This window comes from Membranihabitans marinus (genome assembly GCF_019802045.1).
Classification (GTDB): Bacteria; Bacteroidota; Bacteroidia; order Chitinophagales; family Saprospiraceae; genus Membranihabitans; species Membranihabitans marinus_A.
The window spans coordinates 66697-91783 of record NZ_JAHVHU010000013.1; the positions used below are offsets into that span (position 1 = coordinate 66697).

Genomic DNA, 25087 nt, shown 5'->3' on the forward strand with positions numbered 1-25087 from the left:
TGACACTTGTGAAAGTTACGATCCCCAGTTTTCACGGTCCAGACTTCGGTATTGAATCGCCTCAGCCAGGTGTCCGATTTGGATCTCATCGGATCCATCCAAATCGGCAGCTGTGCGGGCTACTTTAAGAATTCGATCGTAAGCACGGGCCGATAACTGCAGTTTTTCCATAGCCGTTCTAAGCAGTGTTATACCTGCCTTGTTGATTTCACAAACCCGCTTGACTATCCGCGCAGGCATTTCAGCATTTGATCGAATATCCAACCCAAATTCCTGAAACCTGGATACCTGAAGTTCTCTGGCACGAACAACCTGTTTTGCGATTTGTTCACTGGTTTGTCCGGTGGCCTCGGTATCTATGATTTCATCAAAAGAGACCGGAGTTACTTCGACGTGAATATCAATCCGGTCGAGCAATGGTCCTGAGATTTTATTCAGATACCTTTGGATGGCGCCCTGACCACAAACGCAGTCTTTATCCGGATGATTGAGATAACCGCAGGGACATGGATTCATGGATGCCACCAGGATAAAAGACGCGGGATAATCGACAGTCATTCGGGCTCTGGAGATGGTGATCCGACGTTCTTCCAGCGGTTGACGGAGTACTTCCAACACGGAACGCCGGAACTCTGGAAGTTCGTCCAAAAATAAAACACCATTGTGGGAAAGCGATATTTCACCAGGCAACGGGTTCGAGCCGCCACCTACCAGTGCTGCATCACTGATGGTGTGGTGTGGGGAACGAAAAGGCCGGATTTTTATGAGCGAAGCGTCCTCATCAAGTAATCCTGCGACACTATGTATTTTTGTTGTTTCCAATGCTTCGTGAAGTGTTAACGGGGGTAGTATTGTGGGGAGTCGTTTAGCAAGCATCGTCTTACCTGCGCCGGGTGGCCCGATTAAGATGACATTGTGACCCCCTGCTGCGGCCAGTTGGAATGCTCTTTTGATGTTTTCCTGGCCGCGTACATCCCGGAAATCCGCTGCGTATTTATTGTTTTCGTATGAAAATTCTTCGCGTGTATTGACCCGAATAGGCTCTGCGGTGGATTCGCCCTGGAGCAAATCATACACATCGCGCAGCGTTGATACGCCGTAGACGTCGACCCGGTCCACAATGGCAGCTTCCCGGGCGTTTTGACGGGGAAGGATAAGTTTCTTGATTCCTTGTTTTCGGGCCATAATTGCAATCGGAAGTACCCCTCTTATAGGCCGGATTTCTCCATCCAGGGCCAATTCTCCCATAAGCAGATAATCATCCAGAAAATCAGGCGATATTTGCCCGGTGGAAGCCAAGATGCCCACTGCGATAGGAAGATCATAGGAACTGCCTTCTTTTCGGATATTGGCTGGAGCCATATTGACCACTATTTTTTGACGGGGCATCCGGCATCCAAGCGAATGAATAGCCGACTCGATCCGCTGGTATCCTTCTCTGATGGCATTGTCAGGCAAACCAACAAAATAATACGTAATCTTGTTGCCAACTATATTTCCTCCCACGTTCACTTCTATGGTGATTGGTATGGAGTCAACACCCTGTACAGCGCCGGCATGGGTTTTTACTAACATGGATTACTGTGGTTTTTTGGTACGATCAAGATAGTAAAAAACCACTAGATCCGTTTTAGGAACCACTACGATCTTTTGAAAGTTATTTGTCGGGGGTATTATTTCATTCTTAATTGTTTTGAACGATCACCTTATGCCGGTATACCTCCTGTCCATTAGTGACTTTGAGGACATATACACCAGCTGGGTAGGTAAATGGAATTTTTAGAGACTTTGACCGGCCGTGTATATGGATTTTTTGCAGTGGCTTCCCGTTTATCGACCAGACGGATAAATCTGCATCGGGCCGGAGGTGTTTTTGAAAAGTCAGGTGGAGATCCGCAGTGCTGACGGGATTGGGATACACGTGCAGAAACTCGGCTGATTCCGTCTCATTATTAAGGGAAACCACCCGGGAGTAGGTGATTTTATTTTGGATGTTGTGCACAGCCAATCGATAAAACGTTTTTATTCCTTCAGTGAAATAAGATTCATACGCACTCTTCCACTGAGATTCTGAATTCAGCAATTCATAGCCATCGACTTTGACCGGAGTGAAGTGGATCCCATCGTAACTGTATTCCATGTTGACGGTTTGGATGGGGATTCCGGTGTTGTTCAGCTTCCAGGATAACCGGTGGTGATTACCGAAAACAGCCCCGTCAAATTGTTCGATTTCCAGCGGTGTAACAGAAAATCCTACCGTAAAATTCCCCTGGTTTTGATTGTATATGGCCATTCGTTCCGCTCCATCCGTTAACACGATTTTCAACCGGGCCATATCCGTGTCTATTTCTGGTGGCCGGACTTCGTGTTCGCCGTCGTTGGGCACCTCTTCAGCGAGCAGATACGGATATGTCTGGCCTCCATCTAGGCTGTAATAGATATCCACGTGCGTAAACCCATTGGTCTCTGTATCTCCCGTTTCCCAAAGAACAGTCAGGTTTTGAGCAGCCCGGGTTGCACTTTTGGATAGGGCAATCATATCGTCTTGGACCGGACTAAGAATTTTGAAGGCCGGATCATCCCGCACCGTAACCGTCATCTCCTCACATTGGATGTTCCCGCCACTCCGGGTGGTCAGTCGCATGGTGATGTCCCGGGCTTTTGTGGCATAGACCTCGCCTTTCTCTATACTTCCTGACATTTGAACATCTTTTGATGGAAATGAACGGTGTCTCCCCTCTGCGGAAGGAGCATAACTCCGGTACAAGGGTGTCGTGGTATATTGACCCGCGTTGATGGGATGGCATCGTACATCGTCTGCGCCCATGACATCTGTATCGTATTGTTCCCAGGTATAAGATAAGGCATTATTCGGACTGGTGGCGATGAGGTCGAATGGTGTGTTTTTGGGAATGGAAAAATCAGCGGGCAAAGTCACTGGCAGGATGGTGGAATTGCCCAGTTTGGTTCCACATCCAGACTGTCCGTTGATCCGATTTAGAATTTGGTTGACACTGTGTGTGTTAAAATATAAAAAGGGAGATTGGGGACCGTCTAGATTGTGTGAGCCACAATTCCCTTCATAGGACATCAGAGAGCTACCTGATCCGGGTTCAAAGCCATGACCATTGCTCCGTTGTCCCGCAGTACAATTGCCCTCGGACCCATAAAAAGTATGATGTGCCCCCAACTGGTGGCCGATTTCATGCCCAAAAATTTTAAGATTGAAGCCAGTGTTTCCCGGACTGCTTGTTCCGGTCCATCCGCCTCCTTTGTAGAATGCGCTACAACTGGCGGGTAAATAAGCGACTCCGGATCCTGATATATAGCCATTGGGAACATCCATATAATGGAGCACATGCCCAATATCGAAGGCAGAGACATTCACACTGTCTACAAAGAATTGACGAGCCTGCTCAGCACGATTGAACCCCGCTGGATCAAAAGGATCGGAATCCGGATCCGTGTATATAAAGTCATCATCCATGACCAAATTGAAAGAAATATTCATTTCGCCGGTGTACAGAGCATTCAGTGCGTTAACATTGTTCATGATCGCCTGTCGGGCTGCTGAGATGCTTCCTAGTTCCTGGCCCCATTCTCCGGTGCATACCACAAACAGGTTGTACGTCAGACTGGAGTAACTCTGGGTTTGACAAGGGACTGAACTACCACCTCGGCGCACCCCTTGATCAGGTGTGTTATTGACGGCACATTGGATTGCTCCCATGGCCTCCAGATCTTTCGAGGATCCTATGGTGTAATGGTCTGGTCCCTTTCCCGGTGATATCGTGATGATTTCCCCGTTTTGAAAATACGATAAGTAAATCTGGTCACCACTAAAATAGCCAAACACCGGGTGGTCCTGGTTGTTTCGTCCGCTAAATGTCTGGTAGGACCGATCAGAAGTTCCATCAGCTTGTTTGATGAATGATTTGGACTGAATGGAAAATTGAACCGGGTTTCCCGGGAGAGGGATGTCCAGGGATACTTCTGTGTGTGATCGGGTAAAAAGTTCTTGCTGTGTTTGACTACGCGATTCCTTTGGCCAGGTGAAAGTCGTAATACCGCTGGTCTGTGCCTTTGCTATTGACAGGGTGCAAAAGAACACAATAACAAACAATAAACGGACGGACCCGGACAAGCCGGGGCAATAATATGTTAACTTCATATGGCGGAAAGTGTGTTTTCTGTAAAAGAAAAACTTAAAATATGTTAGAATATTGGAAAGGCAGTGGTTTTTAACACAAATACTATAAAATTTTTTGGTTTGAAACAGACCTCTACGGGATTATTTACTTCGGGGAAAGACGATCTCGCGTCTGATCACTTCAATTTCCTGCTTGTGGATGTTCCAAAGGTAGATTTTACCATTTTGAAAAATAAAATTTTCCTGGCTGCTGTATTCATATTCAGTGGACTCAGGCACTATGACCGGCCGGAAATCCGTCCCCCATCGATCGGGGTCTGAAACGTTCCATTGATTGGAAAAATAGGCAAATATCCTGGACATGCTGTGATCAATCTGCACCGGTCTGGTTAGCATGGGGGTGGGAATGTGTTTGCGGAGTCGTCCGGAGTAATCAAATATGAAAATTCCTTTTCGGTAGTCGATCAGATAAACTTCATTGTTGTGAAACAGCAATTGATCGATTCTGAAACCGGGAATTTCCCAGTTCAGATTTCTTGATTCATTCAAAAATCTAAGTTGTGACGTGTACTTTTGAATTTTATTTTCATTTTCGTTGTATAGCCATATGTTCTGTCCGTTAGCCAGTATGGGGTGGCTGACCAGAAAGTCAAAATGTTCATTGAAAGAGAAATGCGTGATTTCGTTCAAATACCTGTCCAGAATGTAAAAGCTCTGAAAATCGGGATTAAAGGCATAAATCCTCAAGTCAGTCGACAAGCCGGTTTTTGATACTGAAAAATCAAAATCATACCTGTTTGTAGGGCGGTTTCTGAAGTCGTATTTGATCAGACTTCGTCCGCCACGGAGAACAAATCCATTGTCAGACTGGTCCACAAACATCAATTGACCTCGTTCGATGAATCCAGTAGTGGTGTTTTTATTTCCAGTACAACTCCATGCTAGTAGCAACAGAATCAGCCAATTATTATTTAGTAAAAATCTTGTCACCGGTTTCATAACTATAAAGATAACAGTTTTTATTTCTCAGGCATGCATAGTAACCGCCGGTAAACCAGTGCCCTGTGTTGATGTAGATGGATTTATTATTTGATAAAGTGTGAAACACAGGCAGATGTCGATGACCGAATACAAAATAATCAATGTGGGGGTGAGAAATGATTTTTCTCTCACAATACTGGATAAGCCATTCCTTGTCCTCACCCAAAAAGGGCACCTCAGTGGCTTCTTTTGCCCTGCTTTTACGGCTAAAATAACCGGCTATCCGGTGGGCCAGATCAGGATGGAATTGCCGGTATAAGAACTGCAACGCTGGATTGTGGAATATTTTTTTCAGTCTCTTATACCCCGTGTCACCCGGACCTTTACCATCCCCGTGACCCACCCAAAAGTTTAAATCATTGAAACTAAATATCTTCCCATCCTTGTGAACTGGAATGTCCAGTTCTTTTTGGAAATAGTCAAACATCCAAATGTCGTGATTCCCGGTAAAAATATGAATTTCAATACCCTGGTCACGCAATTGGGCCAATTTGCCTAGAAAACGGATGTGCCCCCTGGGTATATAGTGTCGGTATTCAAACCAGTAATCAAAGAGATCGCCCAACAATATGATGTGCGTGGCATCTTTGGAAATTTGATCGAGCCAACTTACTACTTTTTGTTCCCGAACCCGTGTGTTCTGGATGCCCAGATGAAAATCCGAAGCAAAATATACGATTGCATCCATAATGCAAAACTATAAAATAGATTGAATATCGACATGTGGTAGGTTAAAGGTGTCGGCGATGGCCGGATAGGTAACCTGTCCATGTGCTATATTTACACCCGGTGTCAGGTTTGGTTGTTCTTTGCATGCCTTTTTCCAACCTTCGTTCGCTACAAGCAATGCATACGGCAATGTCGCATTCGTCAGAGCCAGTGTCGAGGTCTGGGGGACAGCGCCCGGTATGTTCGCGACTCCATAATGCACGACTCCATCAATGGTAAACGTTGGATTCTGATGTGTCGTGACCCGGCTGGTTTCCATGCAACCACCCTGATCGATAGCGACATCTACGAGAACGGTGCCTGGTTCCATGTCAGACAGCATATCCCGGGTAATTAGTTTAGCTGCCTTGGCACCATGTGTCAAAATGGCACCGATAATCAGATCTTGTTTGGGGATTAATTTGCGAATGTTCATTTCGGTTGAAAACATGGTCGTGACATTGGCAGGCAATATATTGTCAAGTTTTCGGAGCCGGTAAAGATTAATATCCAGAAGAATCACCTGTGCACCCAGTCCTGCAGCCATGATAGCAGCTTGTGTTCCGACTACACCCCCACCGAGAATCATAACACGGCCAGGTCGTACACCGGGCACGCCGCCCAGTAGCACTCCTTTGCCCCCAAAGGGCTTTTCCAGGTATTTGGCACCCTCCTGAACAGCCATTCGACCGGCTATTTCTGACATGGGGATGAGAAGCGGAAGACTGCCATCTGGTCTTTCAACGGTTTCATAAGCCATGCAGATCGCTTCACTTTTGATCAAGGCTTTGGTGAGTTCTTCGGAAGAGGCAAGATGGAGATAGGTGAATAAAATCTGACCTTTACGAATTAGATCGTATTCTCTTTCGAGCGGCTCTTTTACCTTCAGGATCATATCGGCTGTCTGGTATACCGATTCAATGTCAGGAAGGATTTTGGCGCCACGTTTGGTATAAGCTTCATCTGGAAATCCCGAAGTCAGACCTGCATCTTTCTGAATGTACACGTCGTGCCCCGCTTTTGTAAACTCAAAAGTCCCTGATGGGGTCATGGCGACCCGGTTTTCATCTGCTTTGATTTCTGTTGGAACTCCTATTTTCATGTCTAAATTATTCTGATTTCAAGGTATAATGTAAAAAATCTCTTACAAAAGGGTAAGATATGTCAAAAACCATCTTTTATAGAAGATCGAGGGGAATATATAAATATTGTGGAATAATTTTCAAATTCATCGACCAAATTATCCTTGACAGTAATGGATTATTCCTACTTTTGCCCCCACATTATTCGAACAGAAAATAGAAAAATGAAGACTTATAATTTTTATGCAGGACCAGCCATTTTGGCAGAGGAGGTGAAAAAACAAGCCGCACAGGCTGCACTCGAGTATGAAAACACCGGATTGTCATTAATGGAAATGTCACATCGATCTGCCGAAGTGACCGCCATCATGGAAGAAGCTGTTGCTCTTACCCGTGAGTTGCTCAACATTCCGGAAGGGTATCGGGTATTGTTTTTGCAAGGCGGAGCCAGTTTGCAGTTTTACATGACGGCACTTAATTTGTTGGATTCGGGAAAAACAGCCGCATACGTGGATACAGGCGCCTGGTCCAAAAAAGCGATTAAAGAGGCCAAACGCTGTGGTGGCGTCGATGTTGTTGCGAGTTCTTCAGATAAAAACTACAATTACATCCCTAAAAATATCGACGTTCCTGCAAGTGCCCCCTATGTGCACATTACCACGAACAATACCATTTTTGGTACACAGTTTCAGGAAATTCCTGATTTTGATGTTCCTGTGGTAGCGGATATGTCTTCTGATATTTTCTCCCGGCCAATCGATGTGTCCAAATACGATGTGATCTATGCAGGCGCACAAAAAAATATGGGGCCGGCAGGGGCGACCCTGGTTATTGTTCGCGAGGGTGCATTGGGAAAAGTTACCCGTGAGCTGCCTTCCATGCTGGATTATCGTTTGTTTATCGAAAAGAATTCTCTTTTCAACACAGGTCCGGTCTTTTCGATTTATGTATCGTTGTTGACCTTGCGTTGGATTAAGAAAAATGGTGGCGTAGAGGGCATGGTCAATCGAAATACTGAAAAGGCAAATCTTCTATATGAAGCGATTGATAATCATCCGTTGTTTTACGGCACTGCTGCTAAAGAAGACCGGTCCAAAATGAATGTATGCTTCTTATTGCACGAGCCTTCTCGCTCGGATGAATTTTTGTCGGCATGCGCAGATGCAGGAATTGTGGGTGTGAAAGGACATCGTTCTGTGGGTGGTTTTCGCGCCAGTATATACAATGCCATGGACCTGGCTGGTGTGCGGCAATTAGTGAAGGTCATGGAGTCCTTTCAATAAGTAAGGGATATGAAGCCTGGATTTAGAATCCAGCTCGAAAATATTAATAGCCCCGTTCCAATTTGTTTTGGTGACGGGGCTTTTTATTTGTATGTCGTATATTTACGCTATTATTCAACCGCAATCGCAATCTGCATGTATAAAAATATACTTTTTTTCGTCTCTTTTTTGGCCATTTGCCCATTGTTTTCTCAGGAGAATATACTTCCCCGTTCTCCGGCTCTTAATCACGACGGGAGTCAGTTGGCATTTTCCTGGCAAGGCGATATCTGGACGTATAATATGGAAACAGAACAATCTACGCGGCTAACGGTCAATGAAAGTTACGAGGCGGACCCGGCATGGGATCCTGACGGACAACGGCTGGTTTTTACGACCAATCGATTTGGCAGTGCTGATGTGATGATGATGGATTTGTCTACGGGGCTGCCCAACCGTGTCACCTACTACTCCACAAGTGATACAGATCCGTCGATCGATGGGTCTGGTAACATTTATTTTAATAGCTCCCGGGCGTACAAACAAGTAGAACGAGTTCCGGAAATTATGATATTGCCAAAAGGGGAAGCTACACCTTATCGATTTATGGATGGCATGGGATCGGAACCCGTAGTGTCTCCGGATGGTCGATGGCTCGCGTTTGTGCGGGGAAATTGCCGATTAGCCAGAGAGCAATACCGAGGACCGGCAAACCGTGATATTTGGATGTATGATATAGAATCAAAAACATATACGCAGATCACGGAAGATCAGGGCCAGGATGCGCATCCACAATGGACGTCTGATGGCGAACTTTATTTTATGTCTGCGCGAACGGGACGGTATAATGTACATGCTGTCCTAATCGGTGCGGACGGGACCCCGGGATCCATTAGACAAGTGACGAAGTTCAAAAATGACGGTATCCGGGATTTTTCAATATCGATGGATGGGAAAACCATGGTCGTAGAACGGATGGATGAATTTCAAACTGTCAATGTCCGGAATGGGAAGCCGACATCGATGCGATTTGATCTTCCAGGGGATGCACACCAATACCAGAAAAAATTTGAGACGCTGGATCGCAAGATAAGCGGTTATGCGCTTTCGCCCGATGAAAAGTATATAGCTTTAGAGGCACACGGAGATTTGTTTGTGGTGCGTAATGATGAAAAAAATCCACGTGCCAACCATATCGTTCGACATGCATGGAAAGATTACGATCCCGTGTGGAATACAGATAGCACCTTGCTGTTTGTCTCAGATCGGAATGGGCAGGAAGATATTTATCAAATTCGTCCCGGAGATCCTGCCTTTCCTAGCTTGTTTTCAAGTTATCAGACCCGGACTGAACATATGATCGGGACACCGGAACAAAGGGAACTGCGTATGTCGGTCAGCCCGGATCATTCCAAGGTGGCTCTAATCCGGGATTATGGCACCTTGCTGGTTTTTGATATCGATTCTTCCGGAAATATGACGAATCAAAAAACCATTGTTAAGGGATGGGCGGAGCCGACCGATCTGGCCTGGTCACCCGATAGCCGGTGGCTTGCCTATAGCCAACCTGATCTGGACTTTAACCGAGAGGTGTTCATTGCGTCAGCAGACGGTGAACAGACTCCCGTGAACGTAAGTATGCACCCGCGAAGTGATCGCGGACCGGTGTGGAGCCGGGATGGATCGAAACTGGCTTTTATATCCAATCGCAATAATGGAGACGATGATGTATGGTTTGTCTGGTTGAAAAAAGAAGATTGGGAAAAGTCTAAGCAGGACTGGAAAGAAGAGCCTTTTGAGAATAAAAAAGAGGATGCAAAAAAAGACTCGGTAGCACCGGTATCTATTGATTTTGATAAGATATACCGGCGGATTGAGCAGGTCACTTCGATGCCGGGCGATGAATCTACGGCGCTGTTTGGACCCGAAGGAGAAACGATCTATTTTAATGGAAAAGAAGGAGAAAATTCGAAGCTCTTTTCGGTAAAATGGGATGGGAGTGATTTAAAGTCCATTGCCAGCCAAACACTTTCTGATCCCACGCTTTCAAAAGATGGCAAGAAAATTTATTACCGGTCGCGGGGGGAGATGAAGGTGTTTACGATAGCGAATAAAAGATCGGAAACCATCCCTTTTTCTGCAAAGAAAAAAATGAATCATCAGGCGGAGCGCCGACAAGTGTTTGAAGAGCTGTGGCGCGTGTTGAATGATCGTTTTTATGATCCGAAGTTTCACGGTAAAGATTGGGAAAAGCTCAAAGAAAAATATCAGCCCTGGGTGATGAAAGCCTCGACCGCCCAGGATTTTCGGGATCTAGTCAATGCGATGCTAGGACAGCTGAATGCCAGCCACATGGGGCTGTATGGATCCAATCCTGAGGATACAGATAATATTAGTACCGGACGGTTGGGAATAGAAGTCAAACCGGTTCCCAATGGCGTAGAAATTCGGCATGTGGTCCCTCATTCTCCGGCAGATCGGGAAGAGAGCAAGTTGAAGAAAGGAGATATTATCAGATCTGTAGACGGTCATGCACTGGATCAGTCCGTTAATTTTTGGTCGGCTTTTATGGAAAAAGAGAATGAGAAAGTTTGGTTGCAGATTGAGCGGGACGGTACGCTGGAGAATGTCTACATACGACCTGCATCTTCTATTGGCACGCAGTTATACGATGAATGGGTAGAAGAACGACGAAATTTAACCGAAAAATATTCCAAAGGTCGCCTGGGGTATATTCACATTAAAGGCATGAACTGGCCGAGTTTTGAGTCCTTTGAACGAGAATTAATGGCTTCGGGATATGGAAAAGAAGGTTTGGTGATTGATGTTCGCTACAATGGGGGAGGATGGACCACCGACATGTTGATGACCGTCCTGATGGTCCGACAACACGCATATACGGTCCCACGCGGATCCACCGAGAACCTCCAAAATCATGAGGATTTTAGCAGTCATTATCCTTTTGGAGAACGACTGCCTTTGTCTGCCTGGACCATGCCCGCTGCTGCAATATGCAATCATTCCTCTTATTCCAATGCTGAGATATTTTCACATGCTTTTAAAACGTTGGATCGGGGTCCCTTGATCGGGGAACCCACGTTTGGAGCCGTCATATCAACCGGTGGCCACTCATTGATGGATGGTTCATTTGTTCGTTTGCCGTTTCGGGGCTGGTTTGTCAAAGCGACCCACGCGAACATGGAAGGAACGCCAGCGGTTCCTGATTATATTCTTCTGAATCCACCCGGGATTAAGGCCCAGGGCAAAGATCCCCAGTTGGAAAAAGCTGTCGAAGTATTATTAAAAGCGATGGACTAAAGGTTGGATGCTGGAATCCGGGTGCTGGAACAAGCGGAAAAATAGGATGTGGTGTAAACTCCCTGGTTTTGCAGAAATCTTAGCGGTAGAGCATCGGCTTGCCTTTAGTGGTATTGTTTGTGGTTTGGTTCTATGGTGATGACACTGCTTTTGGTCCCAGGAAGTAGCTTCCTTTTTCGTGAAAATTTTTATTTAGCAGTGGTATTGTTTGTGGTTTGGTGGTTTGGGACTTGGTTCGTGTCGGGAGTAACTATCGACCCGGGAAGCAAGAGCTCCAGCTCTTGGGAATAATACCATTTGTATTCGATAATGCTATATAATATTTCGGAATATATACGGCAATAATGAATTCAAATGGTATAAGGGGTATAATTTATATCCTACCTTTTCGAGGAGCAAGCGTACCTCCTTCTTATGATATGGATATTCACAATTATCTGTCAGAGCCTGCCGGGCTGCGTATGACGATAGGGGACATGAATCATGAGATAAGCTCAAGAAAATCTTGATTTTGGGACACTAAGGGATGGGGGCAAATTTAAATATCAAGTCAAAACTGATAGAGCCCGCCACAGCCTGACAAGCTCCAGCGTGGCCTTAGCGTGCCTATTCCGTGCCTATCCCTAATAATCCAGTGCCGTGTTATGGGCATCCCAGGGGTTGGAAGCTCCGGCTACTTTCAATTATTCCGAAAGTGAGCACTATGTTTCCATGTATCAATGTTTGATTTATGATACTGGATTGGAATTAATGACATCATTCACCAATCATTCACCATCAATCATTACTTAAAGTCCGTACGGAAAGACGGCGCCGGCAATTTCTCCATATTATACAAGGTTGCTTCGGGACAGTTCGAAAACCCATACCTTACCACCTGCGGATTGCTGACTTGACTAGACCAAACGGTCACTTGAGCGTTACGGCCAATGGTTGCTTCTGCCGGAACAAAGTTGCCGTCTTTACCTGCGATTTCAAAACCTTTGAGCGGTTGCCCAAAAGTGGAGAGTCCGTTTCCGGCATGGTCAAAACTCAGGATGATTTTGTGGTCGTCCGTTTTTTTCATGGAGTGATACACAGGCCCGCTGTATTGAAACCCTTCGAGACCGTAAGTCTGAGAAAGGGCCCACAGCGCCAGTCTGCGCCCAACATCTTTTTTATTCCCTGGGTGAATGTTGGTGCAATTGCCCAAATCCATGGTACCTGCCATCCCCGTGTTAGGCAGCTGAAGCATGGTCTGCAACTGGGCTTCACGCAAAAAGGATGAATTTCGCCCGCCGTAGTTGTATGGAGCGATTTCCACGAAATAAAAAGGCATATCCGGATTTTGGAAATCCGATCGCCACAAAGTGATCATGTCTGAAAATAGTTGAGTGTATTCGTCGGCATTGCTGACATTGGATTCCCCTTGATACCACAAAAATCCTTTCGCTGTGAAGGGGACAAGTGGTTTGATCATTCCATTGTAGAGCAAGGTTGGTGCATGGTTTGGAGCCTTTTCGGGTACCTCGTTGGGAAATTCATTGACGTTGGATTTTCGGAGTGATTTTTTATCCATCCAAGCCTCAACCTTGGACCCGCCCCAGGAGGTGATAATCAGTCCGACCGGTACTTCTAAAACATCTTCCAATACTCTTCCAAAAAAATAGGCTGCTGCACTAAACCCCGGGGCATTTTTAGTGCTGGATACCTGCCAGGTTCCTTCCATATCGGTCATGGCTTCTACACTCGCTTTGCGAGCGCCGGTATACATCCGGATTCCGGATTGATTGGCATACAGAATGGCATCACCAGCATCAAAGATGGGTTGATTACCGTATCCGTTCAAAGTCATTTGCATATTGGATTGACCGGAACATATCCATACTTCACCGATCATGACATCTTGTAATTGAATTTCATCGTTTCCCGAAATGGTCAGGGTATAGGGTCCCCCGGCGGAGGGCGTCTGCAAGCGGGTTTCCCATTTTCCGGACCCATCTGTTTTTGTCGTGGCTTTTTGTCCCCAGCTTCCTTCTATATTTATTTTTTTTCCAGCATCGTCCCAGCCCCAGATAGCTACTTCTTCATTCTGTTGAAGAACCATATGATCAGAGAAAAAGGTCGGAAGTTTGGTTTGGGAATGGAGTGCTAAAGGAAGAATAAGAATTAAGACAAATCCGATGATGGGGTGGGTTTTTTTCATGACAGCAGGAAGTTTTTTGATAATGTTCTAAAAATGATACGTAATATAAGGAATTATTGCAATTATCAAATTGATGAGGCATTATTATTTACTTCCGTACATGATTCAGCTAATTCAATGTTTTCAGCGCTGCGTGCCACATCAAAAAAAAATAAAACACGAAGTGAAAAAAAATCCATAATCGGTATCGTTTCGAAAAAAAAATTAGTTTAGATTGTTGAGGTGTTGAGGTGTTGGACGAATCGTCACAAAATTCATATACCTGAGCTTGTGCCGAAAAGTCGGTTTTGTGCAAATAGACTACGGTTTTGCGCCAAGGCTCCAGATCCTATTAGACCTTTTGAAGTGACCTCAAATCCAAATTCTATAAACTACAAACTACAAACTAAAACCATGAGAGATTACGTCCTCAAAGAAACCAACTGGAAAGTCGTTAAAGACACGGAATATAAAATTGCGCTCTTGCCCTGGGGAGCGACAGAGGCTCATAACTATCATTTACCTTATGGGACAGATTCTTACCTGGGTGAAGAAGTGGCGATCGAAGCAGCACGGAAAGTTTGGGAAAAAGGGCATAAAATAATTGTTCTGCCCTGTGTTCCATTTGGAGTCAACACGGGCCAGATCGATGTCAACCTTTGTATGAACATGAATCCATCGACGCAGTTGATGGTGCTCCGGGATCTTATCCAGGTGCTGGATCATCATGGGATTGACAAGCTGGTAATCGTTAATGCGCATGGCGGGAATCATTTCAAACAAATGATCCGTGAGGTATATCTCGATTTTCCGGATGTGTTTGTGGGTAGTCTGAATTGGTGGCAGTTTGGAGATGTAGAAGGTATTTTCGAGGAGCCTGGAGATCATGCCGGTGAATTGGAAACATCAGCCGTCATGCATTTTTTTCCTGATCTCGTTCGGCCCTTGAATGAAGCAGGATCGGGAGCCAGTATTCCTTACCGAATTACAGCAATGCGGGAAGGAAAAGTGACGAGTCAGCGAATCTGGACAAAGGCAACGGTCGACACCGGTGTGGGTGATCCAAAAGCTTCTACCGCTGAGAAAGGGAAAAAGTTTGTCGAAGAAACTACCGATCAGATAGCAGAGTTTTTGATAGAACTAGCATCGATATCCAATGAGGAATTATATTCTAAGAGGTAAAAAGGGAAAGGAAAAAGGAGAAAGATAAAAGTGGTACTTTGATGAAGGTGGGCTGATCTCATGGATTCAGTCATACCAAAAATTACCTTTTATCATCAAATCACTCAGCTGCAATTAAAAATAATATATTATATTTACCTCAATTTGTATTATTAATTGAGGCTGTTGTTTTCTGGCTATCGGGGCGACCTTCTTATTTATTTTCATGCCAATGAATCGAATCTTTGACACCTATTGTAGTATTATTCTGATAGTATGTTCTGTTGTTCTGCCTGGAGTGGGTCAATCCCATCTCACTTGGCAGGAGTGGACGACTTTGCCGCCGAATCCCGAACTGGAGCAAGATGAATTCCACACCAGCCAGCCTGGATTGGCCGGAGCCTACTCGGGAATGTCCGATGGTGTCATGATCGTAGCTGGTGGAGCAAACTTTCCCTATGACGTACCGTGGGAAGGGGGCGGGAAAGTGTATTGGGATCAAATATACGTGCTAAAAACCGACGGTCAGGACCCTGCGAATTGGCTTTTATCCGATGTACGTCTTCCGGTAAATATGGCGTACGGTGCGGTGGTTCAGCGGGGAAGTGATTTGGTTTTGATTGGCGGGGAAAACGAATCGGGGGTGGTGTCTCAGGTTCTTGCCTTAAGATGGGATGACGGAAACCAAAGAATTATGATGAGGGAATTAACTCCGTTGCCCGATGGATTTAAAGCAGTGTCCGGAGGTTTGCTGGGAAAGCATATTGTCGTTCATGGTGTGCAAAACGAACAGAATGTTTTGGTGCAACTGGGGGAAGGCAATAATGCAAAATGGGAGGTGTTGCCGGGGTGTCCGGGACCGCCGCGGTACTATCCCGTGTCACAGGTGCAGAGCAACGGCCGGTTAGAGTCCTTGTATCTTTTCAGCGGCAGGACACAAGGTTCACAGGGAAGAATTGAATTGCTTTATGATGGTTTCCGGTACGACCCTGTTCAGCGAGAATGGGCTCCACTCGGGAGGCTAAATACGGATGATAGGGAGAACCTGTGTTTGATGGGGGCTTCTTCGATTCGGAGTGGAGCCAGTCATATCCTTGTTTTTGGCGGGGATGATGGCCGGGAATTAATGGAACGGATCGGTTTATTGACACAGATTGAGGAAGCGCAGGATGCAGAGGTTAAAGTACAGCTCCAAAATGACCTGGATACTCTGTTTGTCAATCATTCCGGATTTTCACGTACAATACGCGCATACCACACGATTACAAATACGTGGACTATTCTCGACACTTTTCCGGGGTTACTGCCTGTTACCACAAATGCATTTTCATGGAAAAATCAATATTTCATTACCAGCGGTGAAATTCACCCGGGGGTTCGTACTCCGATCATCTGGAAAGGCAGTAAAACCGAGCGGGCTGGAGCATTTGGTTGGTTGAATTATTTGGTGATCGGGCTGTACTTTCTTGTTATGATTATGATCGGGGTGAAGTACAGTCGGCGCCAAAAATCTACAGAAGATTATTTCAAAGGAGGCGGTCGAATTCCTTGGTGGGCGGCGGGTCTGAGCTTGTTCGGAACGAGCCTGAGTGCGATTACTTTTATGGCCATACCAGCTAAAACCTACATGACGGATTGGGGGTATTTCTTTTTTCAGATGACTCCGTTGATTGCAGCGCCTATTTTGATCGCTGTCTATATTCCTTACTTTAGGCGGCTTAATATTACCAGTGCGTATGAGTATCTGGAAAAAAGATTTAATTTACTGACCCGGGTTCTGGGGAGTTTATCATTTATGGTTTTGCAAATGGGACGGGTCGGTATCGTCCTGTTCTTACCTTCCATTGCAGTCAGTTTGGTGACCGGCGTGAGTATCGAGCTGTGTATTGTCGTCATGGGGGTGGTGAGTATTGTTTATACGATGATGGGAGGAATCGAAGCCGTCATTTGGACCGATGTTTTACAGGTGGTCGTGTTGATGGGGGGTGCTGCTCTTTGCCTGGTATTGTTGTTATCCCGGGTCGACATGGCTCTGGGAGAGGCGTATCAGGCTGCGGCTGATGCCGAAAAATTTCGTTTACTGGAGACCTCTTTCGATATGACACGACCAACGATCTGGGTCGTCTTGATCGGTGGGTTTTTTGCTAACCTAATCACCAGCGGAAGTGATCAGACCATGGTGCAGCGATATTTAACCACTTCGGATGAAGAGGAAGCTCGTCGAAGTGTGTGGACTTTCGCATTGCTGGCGATACCGGCGACCTTAATATTTTTTAGTATTGGGACCGCACTGTATTTATACTATTCGGCGCATGTAGAACACCTTGATCCTACATTAGCCAATGATGATGCAATCTTTCCGTGGTATATTGTGACAGAGCTGCCGCAGGGGGTGTCCGGATTGTTGATTGCAGGAATATTTTCTGCAGCGATGTCCAGTCTTAGCAGTAGTATGAACTCTGTTTCAACCGCATTTATTACGGATTTTTACCATCGATTTTCATGGGGAAGTGCTCGTAGCGAGCTGAAAATGGCACGGGTAGCCACTCTTGTATTTGGGGTGCTGGGCACTGGTTTTGCACTGATGATGGCCTCGTGGAACATCCAGTCACTCTGGGATCAGTTTCAATTGTATATCGGACTTTTCGCCGGTGGCCTGGGCGGTTTGTTCCTGCTGGGTATGACTACGAAACGGGCCAACGGGCGCGGGGCAGTCGCCGGATTGATATTGAGTGGGATGGTCCAGTATTATCTGACGATGAATACCAATATGCATGTGTTGCTCTTTGCGGCTACAGGCTTTGTATCGTGTTATGTGTTGAGCTACTTTTTTAGTCTTCTTTTCCAATGGGAAGCCCAAAGTTGAAAGATCAGAATGGAAAACTCGGAGAATTGAAAGTTGAAAATTGAAAGTTGAAAATGCAGCTGAAAATGCAGCTGAAAATAGAATTTGTGTAATATTTGACAATTATCTGTTTAAACGATTTTTGGTGGTTTTTACAATACTTACCAATAATCTCAGGATTTCTTTAATATCTGGCGAAAATGCTTCGAATGTACGATCATCTATGTACCCTGTATCGTGAAGTAGCATTAACCAATATTTGGTTTCATTAGCTTCCTTTAAAGCAACGTTCATTTTGTTTAAAAAATCTGCTTTAGATTGGGCATGTTCACCTTCCATTATTAAAGCACCTATCGCAGTGCCACTTCTTAGCAATTGTTTTGATAGAACATATTCCTTTTTCTGTGATTGCATATCCTTACACAGTCCGATAATATGGATCGAAAAAGCATAAGCTTTGTTCATTACTATACTTTTGCTCTTTTCCATTATAACTATCTTTAAATTGATAAGACCTCAAATATTACCGTCAGGAATAGTATGTTTTGTAGGACACGTTTTCCACTTTCCACTTTCCGTTTTCCATTTCAGAAGTTTTACACTTTCCACTTTCCACTGCCTTAAGAAGCGAATAGTCTCGAATAATGATTCTCCAGATGCTTTCGCATGCCGTTTCGAAAAGACTCAGCGGTTCCGTTCTCCAATTCATGTATCAAATCCTTGTGTGACATAAACGCCGTATCTTCCGAATGTTGGATCAGATGATTATCGTACACATATTGAAAAGAAGGAAGCAAAAGACTTTGCAGACGGCTCAGGGTTGAATTGCCGGTCAGTTCATATAGTTTGCCATGAAACGCTACTTCGTGATCCACATCAAAAATGGAACCGTTTTTTTCGGACTCTTCTTCTACGATCTTGTGTAGCTCAACCAGATCGGTCCGAGTGGTACGCATAAATACCAGGTCTGACATCCCTACTTCGAGTACGAGACGCAGCTCAAAAATTTCTTTTAGTGTTTCCTGATCCAGGATCTGAGGAACGATCGCTTTTTCCATCAGATGCAGAATGTCAGGTGATGCCACCACAGATCCCCGATTGGTTCGGGAATCGATGATGCCCATAGCTTTGAGTCGGTTTAAGGCCTCCCGTACCACGGTTCGGCTGACGCCCAATTCTTCCCCCAATTCCTTTTCCGTGGGAAAAGGGCTACCCGCCTTGGTATCTGCTTCGTTGAGATAGGCTAATAGCTTTTTTTCAGTTTGTTCTACAAGGCTTTTTTTGTTCATACCGGATTTTTATTTCAGCAAAATTAATAATTTAAGTGAAATTATTTGCACTTCCAATAATAATATCATTAATTTGATATATCATACAAATATGTAGATTTAGGTTCGCATTTTATATTTTGGTGCCAACCTGATCGACCAAATTAAATCATTCATTACGTATAATATAACGATGAAAATAAATAAAATTACCGGTTTGATTGCCGCTCCATTTACCCCACTGTATCAAGATGGGAACGTAAACGTGGATATGATTCCGCAATTAGCAAATAATCTTAAAGAGAACAGAGTTCAGGGGGCTTTTATTATAGGCTCCACCGGGGAAGGAGTTTCTTTGACCCGGGAGGAAAAGGAAAAGGTCGTGCTGGCCTGGCAAGAAGAGCAGACCGAAGACTTTAAAGTCATTGCTCTCATCAGTTCCAATAGTTTGCGGGAAGGCCAGGATCTGGCCCGTTATGCTTCAGAAATAGGGTTATATGGTATCGCCATCTTGCCCCCTTTTTATTTTAAGATTAAGTCAGCCTTTGATCTGGCGAGCTATTGCCGAGAGCTGGCATCCGTAGTCCCTGACATGCCTGTCTATTATTACCACATTCCTGCGCTGTCCGGAGTCGCTGTTTCTATGTATTCTTTTTTGAAGGAGGCTCGGACCATACCAAATCTGGCCGGCATCAAATATACTGCTCCGGATCTGTATGATTACAGAAAATGCCTGACTTTCGAAGAAGGCCGGTTTGACCTGTTGTGGGGGATGGATGAGACTCTGATTTCAGCCTTGGCCATGGGGGCCAAAGGGGGGGTAGGTAGTACCTACAATTACGCTGCTCCACTTTATCTGGATTTGATGGCAGCATTTGAAAACGGTGATATGGCGCATGCCCGGGAACTTCAGTCCAGATCTATTGAGGTCGTAGATGTATTAATACGCCATGGAGGCATTCCGGCAGGAAAGTATTTTATGAAACACATTGGCTTAGATTGTGGTGAGTTTCGCTCCCCGGTGGGGCCTATCGCGAATCCGCAAATATTTTCCGAGGACCTGGCTCGCATTAACTTTGATCAAATATCTTCCGTCGTCCGGGAATCCGTATGAATAGTTTGAGCTTTATTTAAATAATCCTTTTGAAATTTTGGGAAATCAGTAAATCTTTCTTAATATTACATTTGTAATACAAACACTTGAACAGATAATATTAAGACTATGTATAGTATGAATTACTCAGGTCAAAGGAATACGATGCTTCACTGGTTCCTGTCCGTACTGTTTTTAGTCATTCTGGTCCCTGTAGCGCAAGCTCAAGAAGCAGAATTAAGCGGAACTGTAGTGGATGAATCAGGCATGACATTAATCGGTGCAAATGTGCTCATCAAAGGGACTTCGCAAGGAACTCAAACAGATTTTGATGGGCAGTTTACGATCACTGCGGGCCCCGATGATGTCTTAGTGGTAAGTTATATTGGGTATCAAACCAAGGAGGTACCCGTTGGAGCACAAACCGAATTAACGATTACACTTTCTGAAAATGCATCCGTATTGGATGAAGTCGTCGTTACCGGGTATAGTAAGCAAGCCCGGACCACCATGACTACTTCCGTATCAAAACTCGATACCCGGATACTGGAAACTTCTACCCGGTCCAATGCAGCCACAGCGTTGCAGGGCACCGTGGCCGGGCTGCAGATCACAAACACCACCGGGCAACCGGGATCTACGCCGCGCATTGTCCTTCGTGGAGGGACCTCATTTGGCGGTGGCGGTTCTCCGCTGATCTTGATTGACGGTGTGCCCGGAAGTTTTTATGCGCTCAATGCGGATGATATCGAATCCATCGAAGTACTAAAAGATGCAGCCGCTACGGCCATATATGGCGCCCGATCTGCCAATGGGGTGATCCTGGTGACGACCAAGCGGGGGAAATCCGGACAGGCTAACATCAATGTCAAGCAAAAATTTAGTAAAAATTACCGCCGCCCCACGCCGGAATACTTAGGTGCTGGTGACTTTATAAAATACAACCGTCAAGCCGTGGCCTAGTATCGGGAAGCTGCCAATCGTCCCAATGGATTTGCAGCTTTTTTGGATGGTCCCCTGGGGTTTGGAACCGGGAATAATACCACGAATTCGTCATTTACCGTCCAGTACCTCGATGCGGACAATCAGTATCTGCTCCAACAACCTGGATGGTCGACCATCCCTGATCCGTTGGATCCTAGCAAAGAAATATTATATTATAACAACGAGGGCGTTGGCGATCTGATTTATCAAAACAGTCAGGCTAGTGACACCTATGTGTCTTTTGATGGGGGGAATGAAAAAGGAACCTACTACCTCGGTGCCGGGTATCTGGATAATGATGGTCTGATACTCGGGTCCGGGTTTAAGCGGTACAGCGGTAAATTTAGCGGGTCGTATAACATTCGCGAAAATCTCAGCGTCAATTCGGATATACTGTATTCGCATTCCAATCTGGATCGAAGCCCATTGGGAAGCGATAATACGGTTTTTCGTCGCTTTGCCGGTCAGCCTCCGACATCTCGAACTTACAATAACAACCCGGATGGGACCTTTTCCAATGTTCTCAATCCGGGGACGAACTTTGGATTTGGGAACCCGCTCTATTACCAGGATAAGTTTATTCGGAACAATCTGGAGCAACGGTTATCGGCTTCGGTCGGATTGAACTGGAAGATTCTGAACAACCTGGGCCTGGACTTACGGGCTAATCACTTTATGATTGATAATCATAATTCTGCGTTCAATAAAGCATTCCTCAATGGAGGAACACTGATCACTACACGGAGCGCATCAGCGAGTCTGGCACGGACGCTTCGGAATCAGTTTACTGGTATGTTAAATTATAGTAAGGCAGTTGGAGATCATACCTTTGATGCCTTGATAGGTGCTGAATATTACAATGATAATTATTATACCTTCAGCGGAGCGACCAAAGATTCTCCCACTGATCTGATTTATACTCTAAATGCAGGTAGTGAAGCCAATGGAGTCCCCAGCAGTTTTGAGACAGAAAATGCTATAGTGTCCGCTTTTGGTCAATTGAACTATGGTTACCGGGGCAAATACCTGCTCGGTTTTACTTTTCGAAGAGATGGAAGTTCTAAGTTAGGAAATAACAAATATGGTTTTTTCCCGGGGATTTCATTGGGATGGAATGTTCATGATGAAGACTTCTTTTCCGGTTCTGGTTTAAGTAATACATTTAGTAAAATTAAGCCGCGGCTTAGTTATGGAGTCAATGGTAATCTGGAATCCGTGGGTGGAGATTACTCCGTTTTTGGGTCGTATGGTTCCCAGGGTATATATGGTGGACAGACAGGATACGCCAATACAGGACTACCTACGCTGGATTTACGGTGGGAGCGATCGACTACACTGAATTTTGGTCTGGATGTGTCCGTTCTTGATGATCGGTTGTCATTGATTGCAGATTATTATATACGGGATGTGGAGGATAAGATTGCTAACCTCACCTTGCCATACTGGACCGGATTTAGTTCGATTCGAACCAATAATGGAACGCTTAGAAACAAGGGGCTGGAACTACAATTGAATTATGAAGCATTCCGTACGGAAGACCTGAGCTGGTATCTGACCGGAACCTTTACGCATTATAAGAATTATGTAATCAAACTCCCGGAAAACGACAACGAGCTCAACCGGCAAGGAGGGGTTCAAATTTACAATTCCAATGGCGAACTCGAATGGGTAGGCGGGCTGCAGGAAGGGCAGCGCGTTGGAAACGACCTGATCGTAACCTATATCCAGGATTATATTTATGCGAATGAAGCAGAAGTGGCTGAGCATGAAGGCCGGGTGGATGTACTGCTCCCGAACAACACCAAGCGCTACCCGGGTGACGTCGCCTGGGTGGATGTGAACGGGGACAACACCATCAACAGCTTTGACCGGCAGGTTATCGGGCGGTCTACACCAGACGTGTATGGCGGATTTTCTTCCAACCTTCAATACAAGAATTTTGGATTTTATGTGAAAACTGATTTTGTTTTCGGTCACTTGATTTATAATCACATCCGGGGGAAAGGACTGGGACAGACCCAGGGGAACCTGAATCAGGACGCCATCGTCCTGGACTCCTGGACGCCGGAGAATACAGAGACAGACGTTCCGAGATTTGTCTTTGTAGATGCGCAGAAAAATATATTTCGCGGGAATGAGGGAACGGTGAACAGTCGGTTTTGGGAAAAAGGAAATTACCTCGCGCTTCGTGAGATTACTTTGAGTTATGATCTATCCGGAATCATCCTTCAGGATCAGGTCAAACGACTCAATTTTTATCTGACCGGATCGAACGTGGCTTATTTTAAAAGCTACAGTGGATATACCCCGGAGGAGGGCGGGTATCAGGCAGGAGAATTTCCACTGCCGCGTACGCTTACCTTTGGGTTGAATCTTACATTTTAATACGATATGAAAATGAAAGCGATGAAAAATATAATCATAGTAGTAGCTTCCTTATTAATGTTCACTGGATGTGATAGTCTGATTGACCTGAAGCCTCCGAGTGAATTGACCTATCAAGGATTTTGGGATTCGGAAACGGGTGCTCGTGCAGCGCATACCGGCTTGTACGGTACGTTTCGAGGCGAAGTATATACTTTTTGGGCGCTGGGCGCATTGAGAAGTGACATATGGGGTGGGCAGACCTATGAATCACCATCCAGTACGGATTTTATCGAATCCAATATTACCGTATCCACCGCCCCGTTTGGCGGGTGGGCCGGCCTGTATAGTGACATTCACCGGTTAAATGATTTTATATCCAATGTACCGGAAATTGATTTTGTTAATATAGAAGACCGGGATCATATGATGGGGCAGGCTTATGGAATGCGGGCGTTTTATTATTATACGCTGCTAAGAACCTGGGGGGATGTGCCCATATCTACGATTCCCTTCACCGAAGAGAATCCTGAAAGTTTGTCCAAACCCCGGTCTGCAGCCTCCGAAGTGATGGCTCTGATAAAAGCAGATGTGCAGCGTTCACTCGATGCATTCGGTGATGATGATTCCTTTTGGGAAGGTCAACGGGTGTATTGGTCCAAAGCGGCCACACTGACACTCAAGGGTGATGTATTCCTGTGGTCCGGAAATCTGATGGGGGGTGGCGACGCCGATTTTAATGAAGCGTTGTCCGCACTGAACCAGGTGGGGGCCATGGATGTCGAACTGCTGCCTTCTTATGCCAATGTATTTTCTACCGAGAATGAAAACAACAAGGAATTTATATTTGCCTTCCAGTTTGAGCAGGATCAGGCAACAAACTTCTATAGTCTGATGACTGGTCGGACGACGGAGATTCATCCGCAGTTTGATCAGCACGGGAATTCCATGGCTGATTATGTCACGAACGGAGCTAATCGATTTGGCCCCTCAGAAACCACTCTTCTGAGATTGGATGATCACGAGGATAGCCGGAAAGATGCAACTTTCATTCAGCTTTATACCGATGATAATGGCGGTCAGGGTTATCGATCCTACAATGCCGAAAAGTATTTTGGTTCCATATTAAACAAGTTTAGCGGATCTGTGGATGGCTCATTGCGAATCATGGACAATGATGTTCCGTTGTATCGATATGCCGATGTTTTGCTGATGATCGCGGAGGCCAAGAATCTGCTTGGTCAGGATCCTTCTGATGAAATCAATCAAATCAGAACGAGAGCGTATGGTGATGCCTATGATGCAACCACCCATGAATATTCCTCCGGAACCAAGGCGGCCAATACGGAGACCATTCTCGCTGAGCGATATAAAGAGTTTGTCGGCGAAGGAAAACGTTGGTGGGATTTGCGAAGAGCGGGGGCTTCCTATGTGTTTGAACATGTTCCTTACCTGACTTCTGCTGAAGAATATAAATTGCTATTGCCGATCACATTGGATATGATCGGTCGGAATCCGTTGCTGGAGCAGACGCCGGGGTATAATTGAATTGTTAATTTTGAATGATTAGTTTTTTAATTTGAAAGCACCCTGGCGGTGACCTTTGCAGACCGGCTCCCGAAGAGGGGGGCACGCCTTTGATGACCT

At 45.4% G+C, this 25087-nt stretch carries 16 protein-coding genes; 8 read left to right on the plus strand and 8 right to left on the minus strand.

What is annotated here, in order from left to right:
* Positions 1-15 precede the first annotated feature (15 nt).
* The 5 genes from KUV50_RS14100 to ald form a co-directional block, all read right to left on the minus strand.
* The gene (locus KUV50_RS14100) at positions 16-1575 is read right to left on the minus strand and encodes a YifB family Mg chelatase-like AAA ATPase (protein ID WP_222580815.1); all 1560 of its coding nucleotides are present in this window, start codon (positions 1573-1575) and stop codon (positions 16-18) included.
* A gap of 109 nt (positions 1576-1684) precedes the next feature.
* Positions 1685-4171 carry a zinc-dependent metalloprotease gene (locus tag KUV50_RS14105; RefSeq protein ID WP_222580816.1) on the minus strand — a complete coding sequence of 829 codons (2487 nt, stop codon included), beginning with the start codon at positions 4169-4171 and terminating at the stop codon, positions 1685-1687.
* Positions 4172-4291: 120 nt separating this feature from the next.
* Positions 4292-5101, minus strand: coding sequence for a hypothetical protein (locus tag KUV50_RS14110; RefSeq protein ID WP_222580817.1), 810 nt, complete (start codon positions 5099-5101; stop codon positions 4292-4294).
* A gap of 16 nt (positions 5102-5117) precedes the next feature.
* A complete protein-coding gene (locus KUV50_RS14115) occupies positions 5118-5879 on the minus strand; it encodes a UDP-2,3-diacylglucosamine diphosphatase (protein WP_222580818.1) in 762 nt (253 codons plus the stop codon).
* A 9-nt stretch (positions 5880-5888) separates the two neighbouring features.
* A complete protein-coding gene (gene ald / locus KUV50_RS14120; protein WP_222580819.1) occupies positions 5889-7001 on the minus strand; it encodes an alanine dehydrogenase in 1113 nt (370 codons plus the stop codon).
* Between the two features lie 204 nt (positions 7002-7205).
* Between ald and serC the strand changes: the two genes are divergently transcribed.
* On the plus strand, positions 7206-8264 hold the full coding sequence (gene serC, locus KUV50_RS14125) for a 3-phosphoserine/phosphohydroxythreonine transaminase (RefSeq protein WP_222580820.1): 1059 nt from the start codon (positions 7206-7208) through the stop codon (positions 8262-8264).
* 135 nt (positions 8265-8399) lie between these two features.
* On the plus strand, positions 8400-11561 hold the full coding sequence (locus KUV50_RS14130; RefSeq protein WP_222580821.1) for a S41 family peptidase: 3162 nt from the start codon (positions 8400-8402) through the stop codon (positions 11559-11561).
* A 784-nt stretch (positions 11562-12345) separates the two neighbouring features.
* Here the strand turns inward: KUV50_RS14130 and KUV50_RS14135 are convergent.
* Complete coding sequence (locus tag KUV50_RS14135; RefSeq protein ID WP_222580822.1) at positions 12346-13746, minus strand: sialate O-acetylesterase; 1401 nt, start codon at positions 13744-13746, stop codon at positions 12346-12348.
* 393 nt (positions 13747-14139) lie between these two features.
* Between KUV50_RS14135 and KUV50_RS14140 the strand changes: the two genes are divergently transcribed.
* Both KUV50_RS14140 and KUV50_RS14145 read left to right on the plus strand, forming a co-directional pair.
* A complete protein-coding gene (locus KUV50_RS14140; RefSeq protein ID WP_222580823.1) occupies positions 14140-14907 on the plus strand; it encodes a creatininase family protein in 768 nt (255 codons plus the stop codon).
* 211 nt (positions 14908-15118) lie between these two features.
* Positions 15119-17752 carry a sodium:solute symporter family transporter gene (locus tag KUV50_RS14145; protein WP_222580824.1) on the plus strand — a complete coding sequence of 878 codons (2634 nt, stop codon included), beginning with the start codon at positions 15119-15121 and terminating at the stop codon, positions 17750-17752.
* Positions 17753-17854: 102 nt separating this feature from the next.
* On the opposite strand, the gene KUV50_RS14150 is transcribed toward KUV50_RS14145, so the two are convergent.
* The gene (locus KUV50_RS14150) at positions 17855-18220 is read right to left on the minus strand and encodes a four helix bundle protein (RefSeq protein WP_222580825.1); all 366 of its coding nucleotides are present in this window, start codon (positions 18218-18220) and stop codon (positions 17855-17857) included.
* Positions 18221-18351: 131 nt separating this feature from the next.
* On the minus strand, positions 18352-19020 hold the full coding sequence (locus KUV50_RS14155) for a FadR/GntR family transcriptional regulator (RefSeq protein WP_222580826.1): 669 nt from the start codon (positions 19018-19020) through the stop codon (positions 18352-18354).
* A 172-nt stretch (positions 19021-19192) separates the two neighbouring features.
* Here KUV50_RS14155 and KUV50_RS14160 point away from each other — a divergent pair, with 172 nt between their 5' ends.
* From KUV50_RS14160 to KUV50_RS14175, 4 genes are all read left to right on the plus strand, one after another.
* Positions 19193-20113 (plus strand): dihydrodipicolinate synthase family protein, encoded by a 921-nt coding sequence (locus KUV50_RS14160; RefSeq protein WP_222580827.1) that lies wholly within the window; start codon positions 19193-19195, stop codon positions 20111-20113.
* 117 nt (positions 20114-20230) lie between these two features.
* On the plus strand, positions 20231-21055 hold the full coding sequence (locus tag KUV50_RS14165; protein WP_222580828.1) for a carboxypeptidase-like regulatory domain-containing protein: 825 nt from the start codon (positions 20231-20233) through the stop codon (positions 21053-21055).
* Positions 21056-21097: 42 nt separating this feature from the next.
* Positions 21098-23461, plus strand: a complete 2364-nt coding sequence (locus tag KUV50_RS14170; protein WP_222580829.1) for a SusC/RagA family TonB-linked outer membrane protein — start codon at positions 21098-21100, stop codon at positions 23459-23461.
* 21 nt (positions 23462-23482) lie between these two features.
* Entirely contained in the window at positions 23483-24988 is a 1506-nt protein-coding gene (locus KUV50_RS14175) for a RagB/SusD family nutrient uptake outer membrane protein (protein ID WP_222580830.1), read from the plus strand.
* Positions 24989-25087 lie beyond the last annotated feature (99 nt).

Coding starts and splice junctions, on each gene's coding strand:
- KUV50_RS14100 (WP_222580815.1), bottom strand. CDS start 1,575: ATGTTAGTAAAAACCCATGCCGGCGCTGTACAGGGTGTTGACTCCATA.
- KUV50_RS14105 (WP_222580816.1), bottom strand. CDS start 4,171: ATGAAGTTAACATATTATTGCCCCGGCTTGTCCGGGTCCGTCCGTTTA.
- KUV50_RS14115 (WP_222580818.1), bottom strand. CDS start 5,879: ATGGATGCAATCGTATATTTTGCTTCGGATTTTCATCTGGGCATCCAG.
- ald (WP_222580819.1), bottom strand. CDS start 7,001: ATGAAAATAGGAGTTCCAACAGAAATCAAAGCAGATGAAAACCGGGTC.
- serC (WP_222580820.1), top strand. CDS start 7,206: ATGAAGACTTATAATTTTTATGCAGGACCAGCCATTTTGGCAGAGGAG.
- KUV50_RS14130 (WP_222580821.1), top strand. CDS start 8,400: ATGTATAAAAATATACTTTTTTTCGTCTCTTTTTTGGCCATTTGCCCA.
- KUV50_RS14135 (WP_222580822.1), bottom strand. CDS start 13,746: ATGAAAAAAACCCACCCCATCATCGGATTTGTCTTAATTCTTATTCTT.
- KUV50_RS14140 (WP_222580823.1), top strand. CDS start 14,140: ATGAGAGATTACGTCCTCAAAGAAACCAACTGGAAAGTCGTTAAAGAC.
- KUV50_RS14145 (WP_222580824.1), top strand. CDS start 15,119: ATGAATCGAATCTTTGACACCTATTGTAGTATTATTCTGATAGTATGT.
- KUV50_RS14150 (WP_222580825.1), bottom strand. CDS start 18,220: ATGGAAAAGAGCAAAAGTATAGTAATGAACAAAGCTTATGCTTTTTCG.
- KUV50_RS14155 (WP_222580826.1), bottom strand. CDS start 19,020: ATGAACAAAAAAAGCCTTGTAGAACAAACTGAAAAAAAGCTATTAGCC.
- KUV50_RS14160 (WP_222580827.1), top strand. CDS start 19,193: ATGAAAATAAATAAAATTACCGGTTTGATTGCCGCTCCATTTACCCCA.
- KUV50_RS14165 (WP_222580828.1), top strand. CDS start 20,231: ATGAATTACTCAGGTCAAAGGAATACGATGCTTCACTGGTTCCTGTCC.
- KUV50_RS14175 (WP_222580830.1), top strand. CDS start 23,483: ATGAAAAATATAATCATAGTAGTAGCTTCCTTATTAATGTTCACTGGA.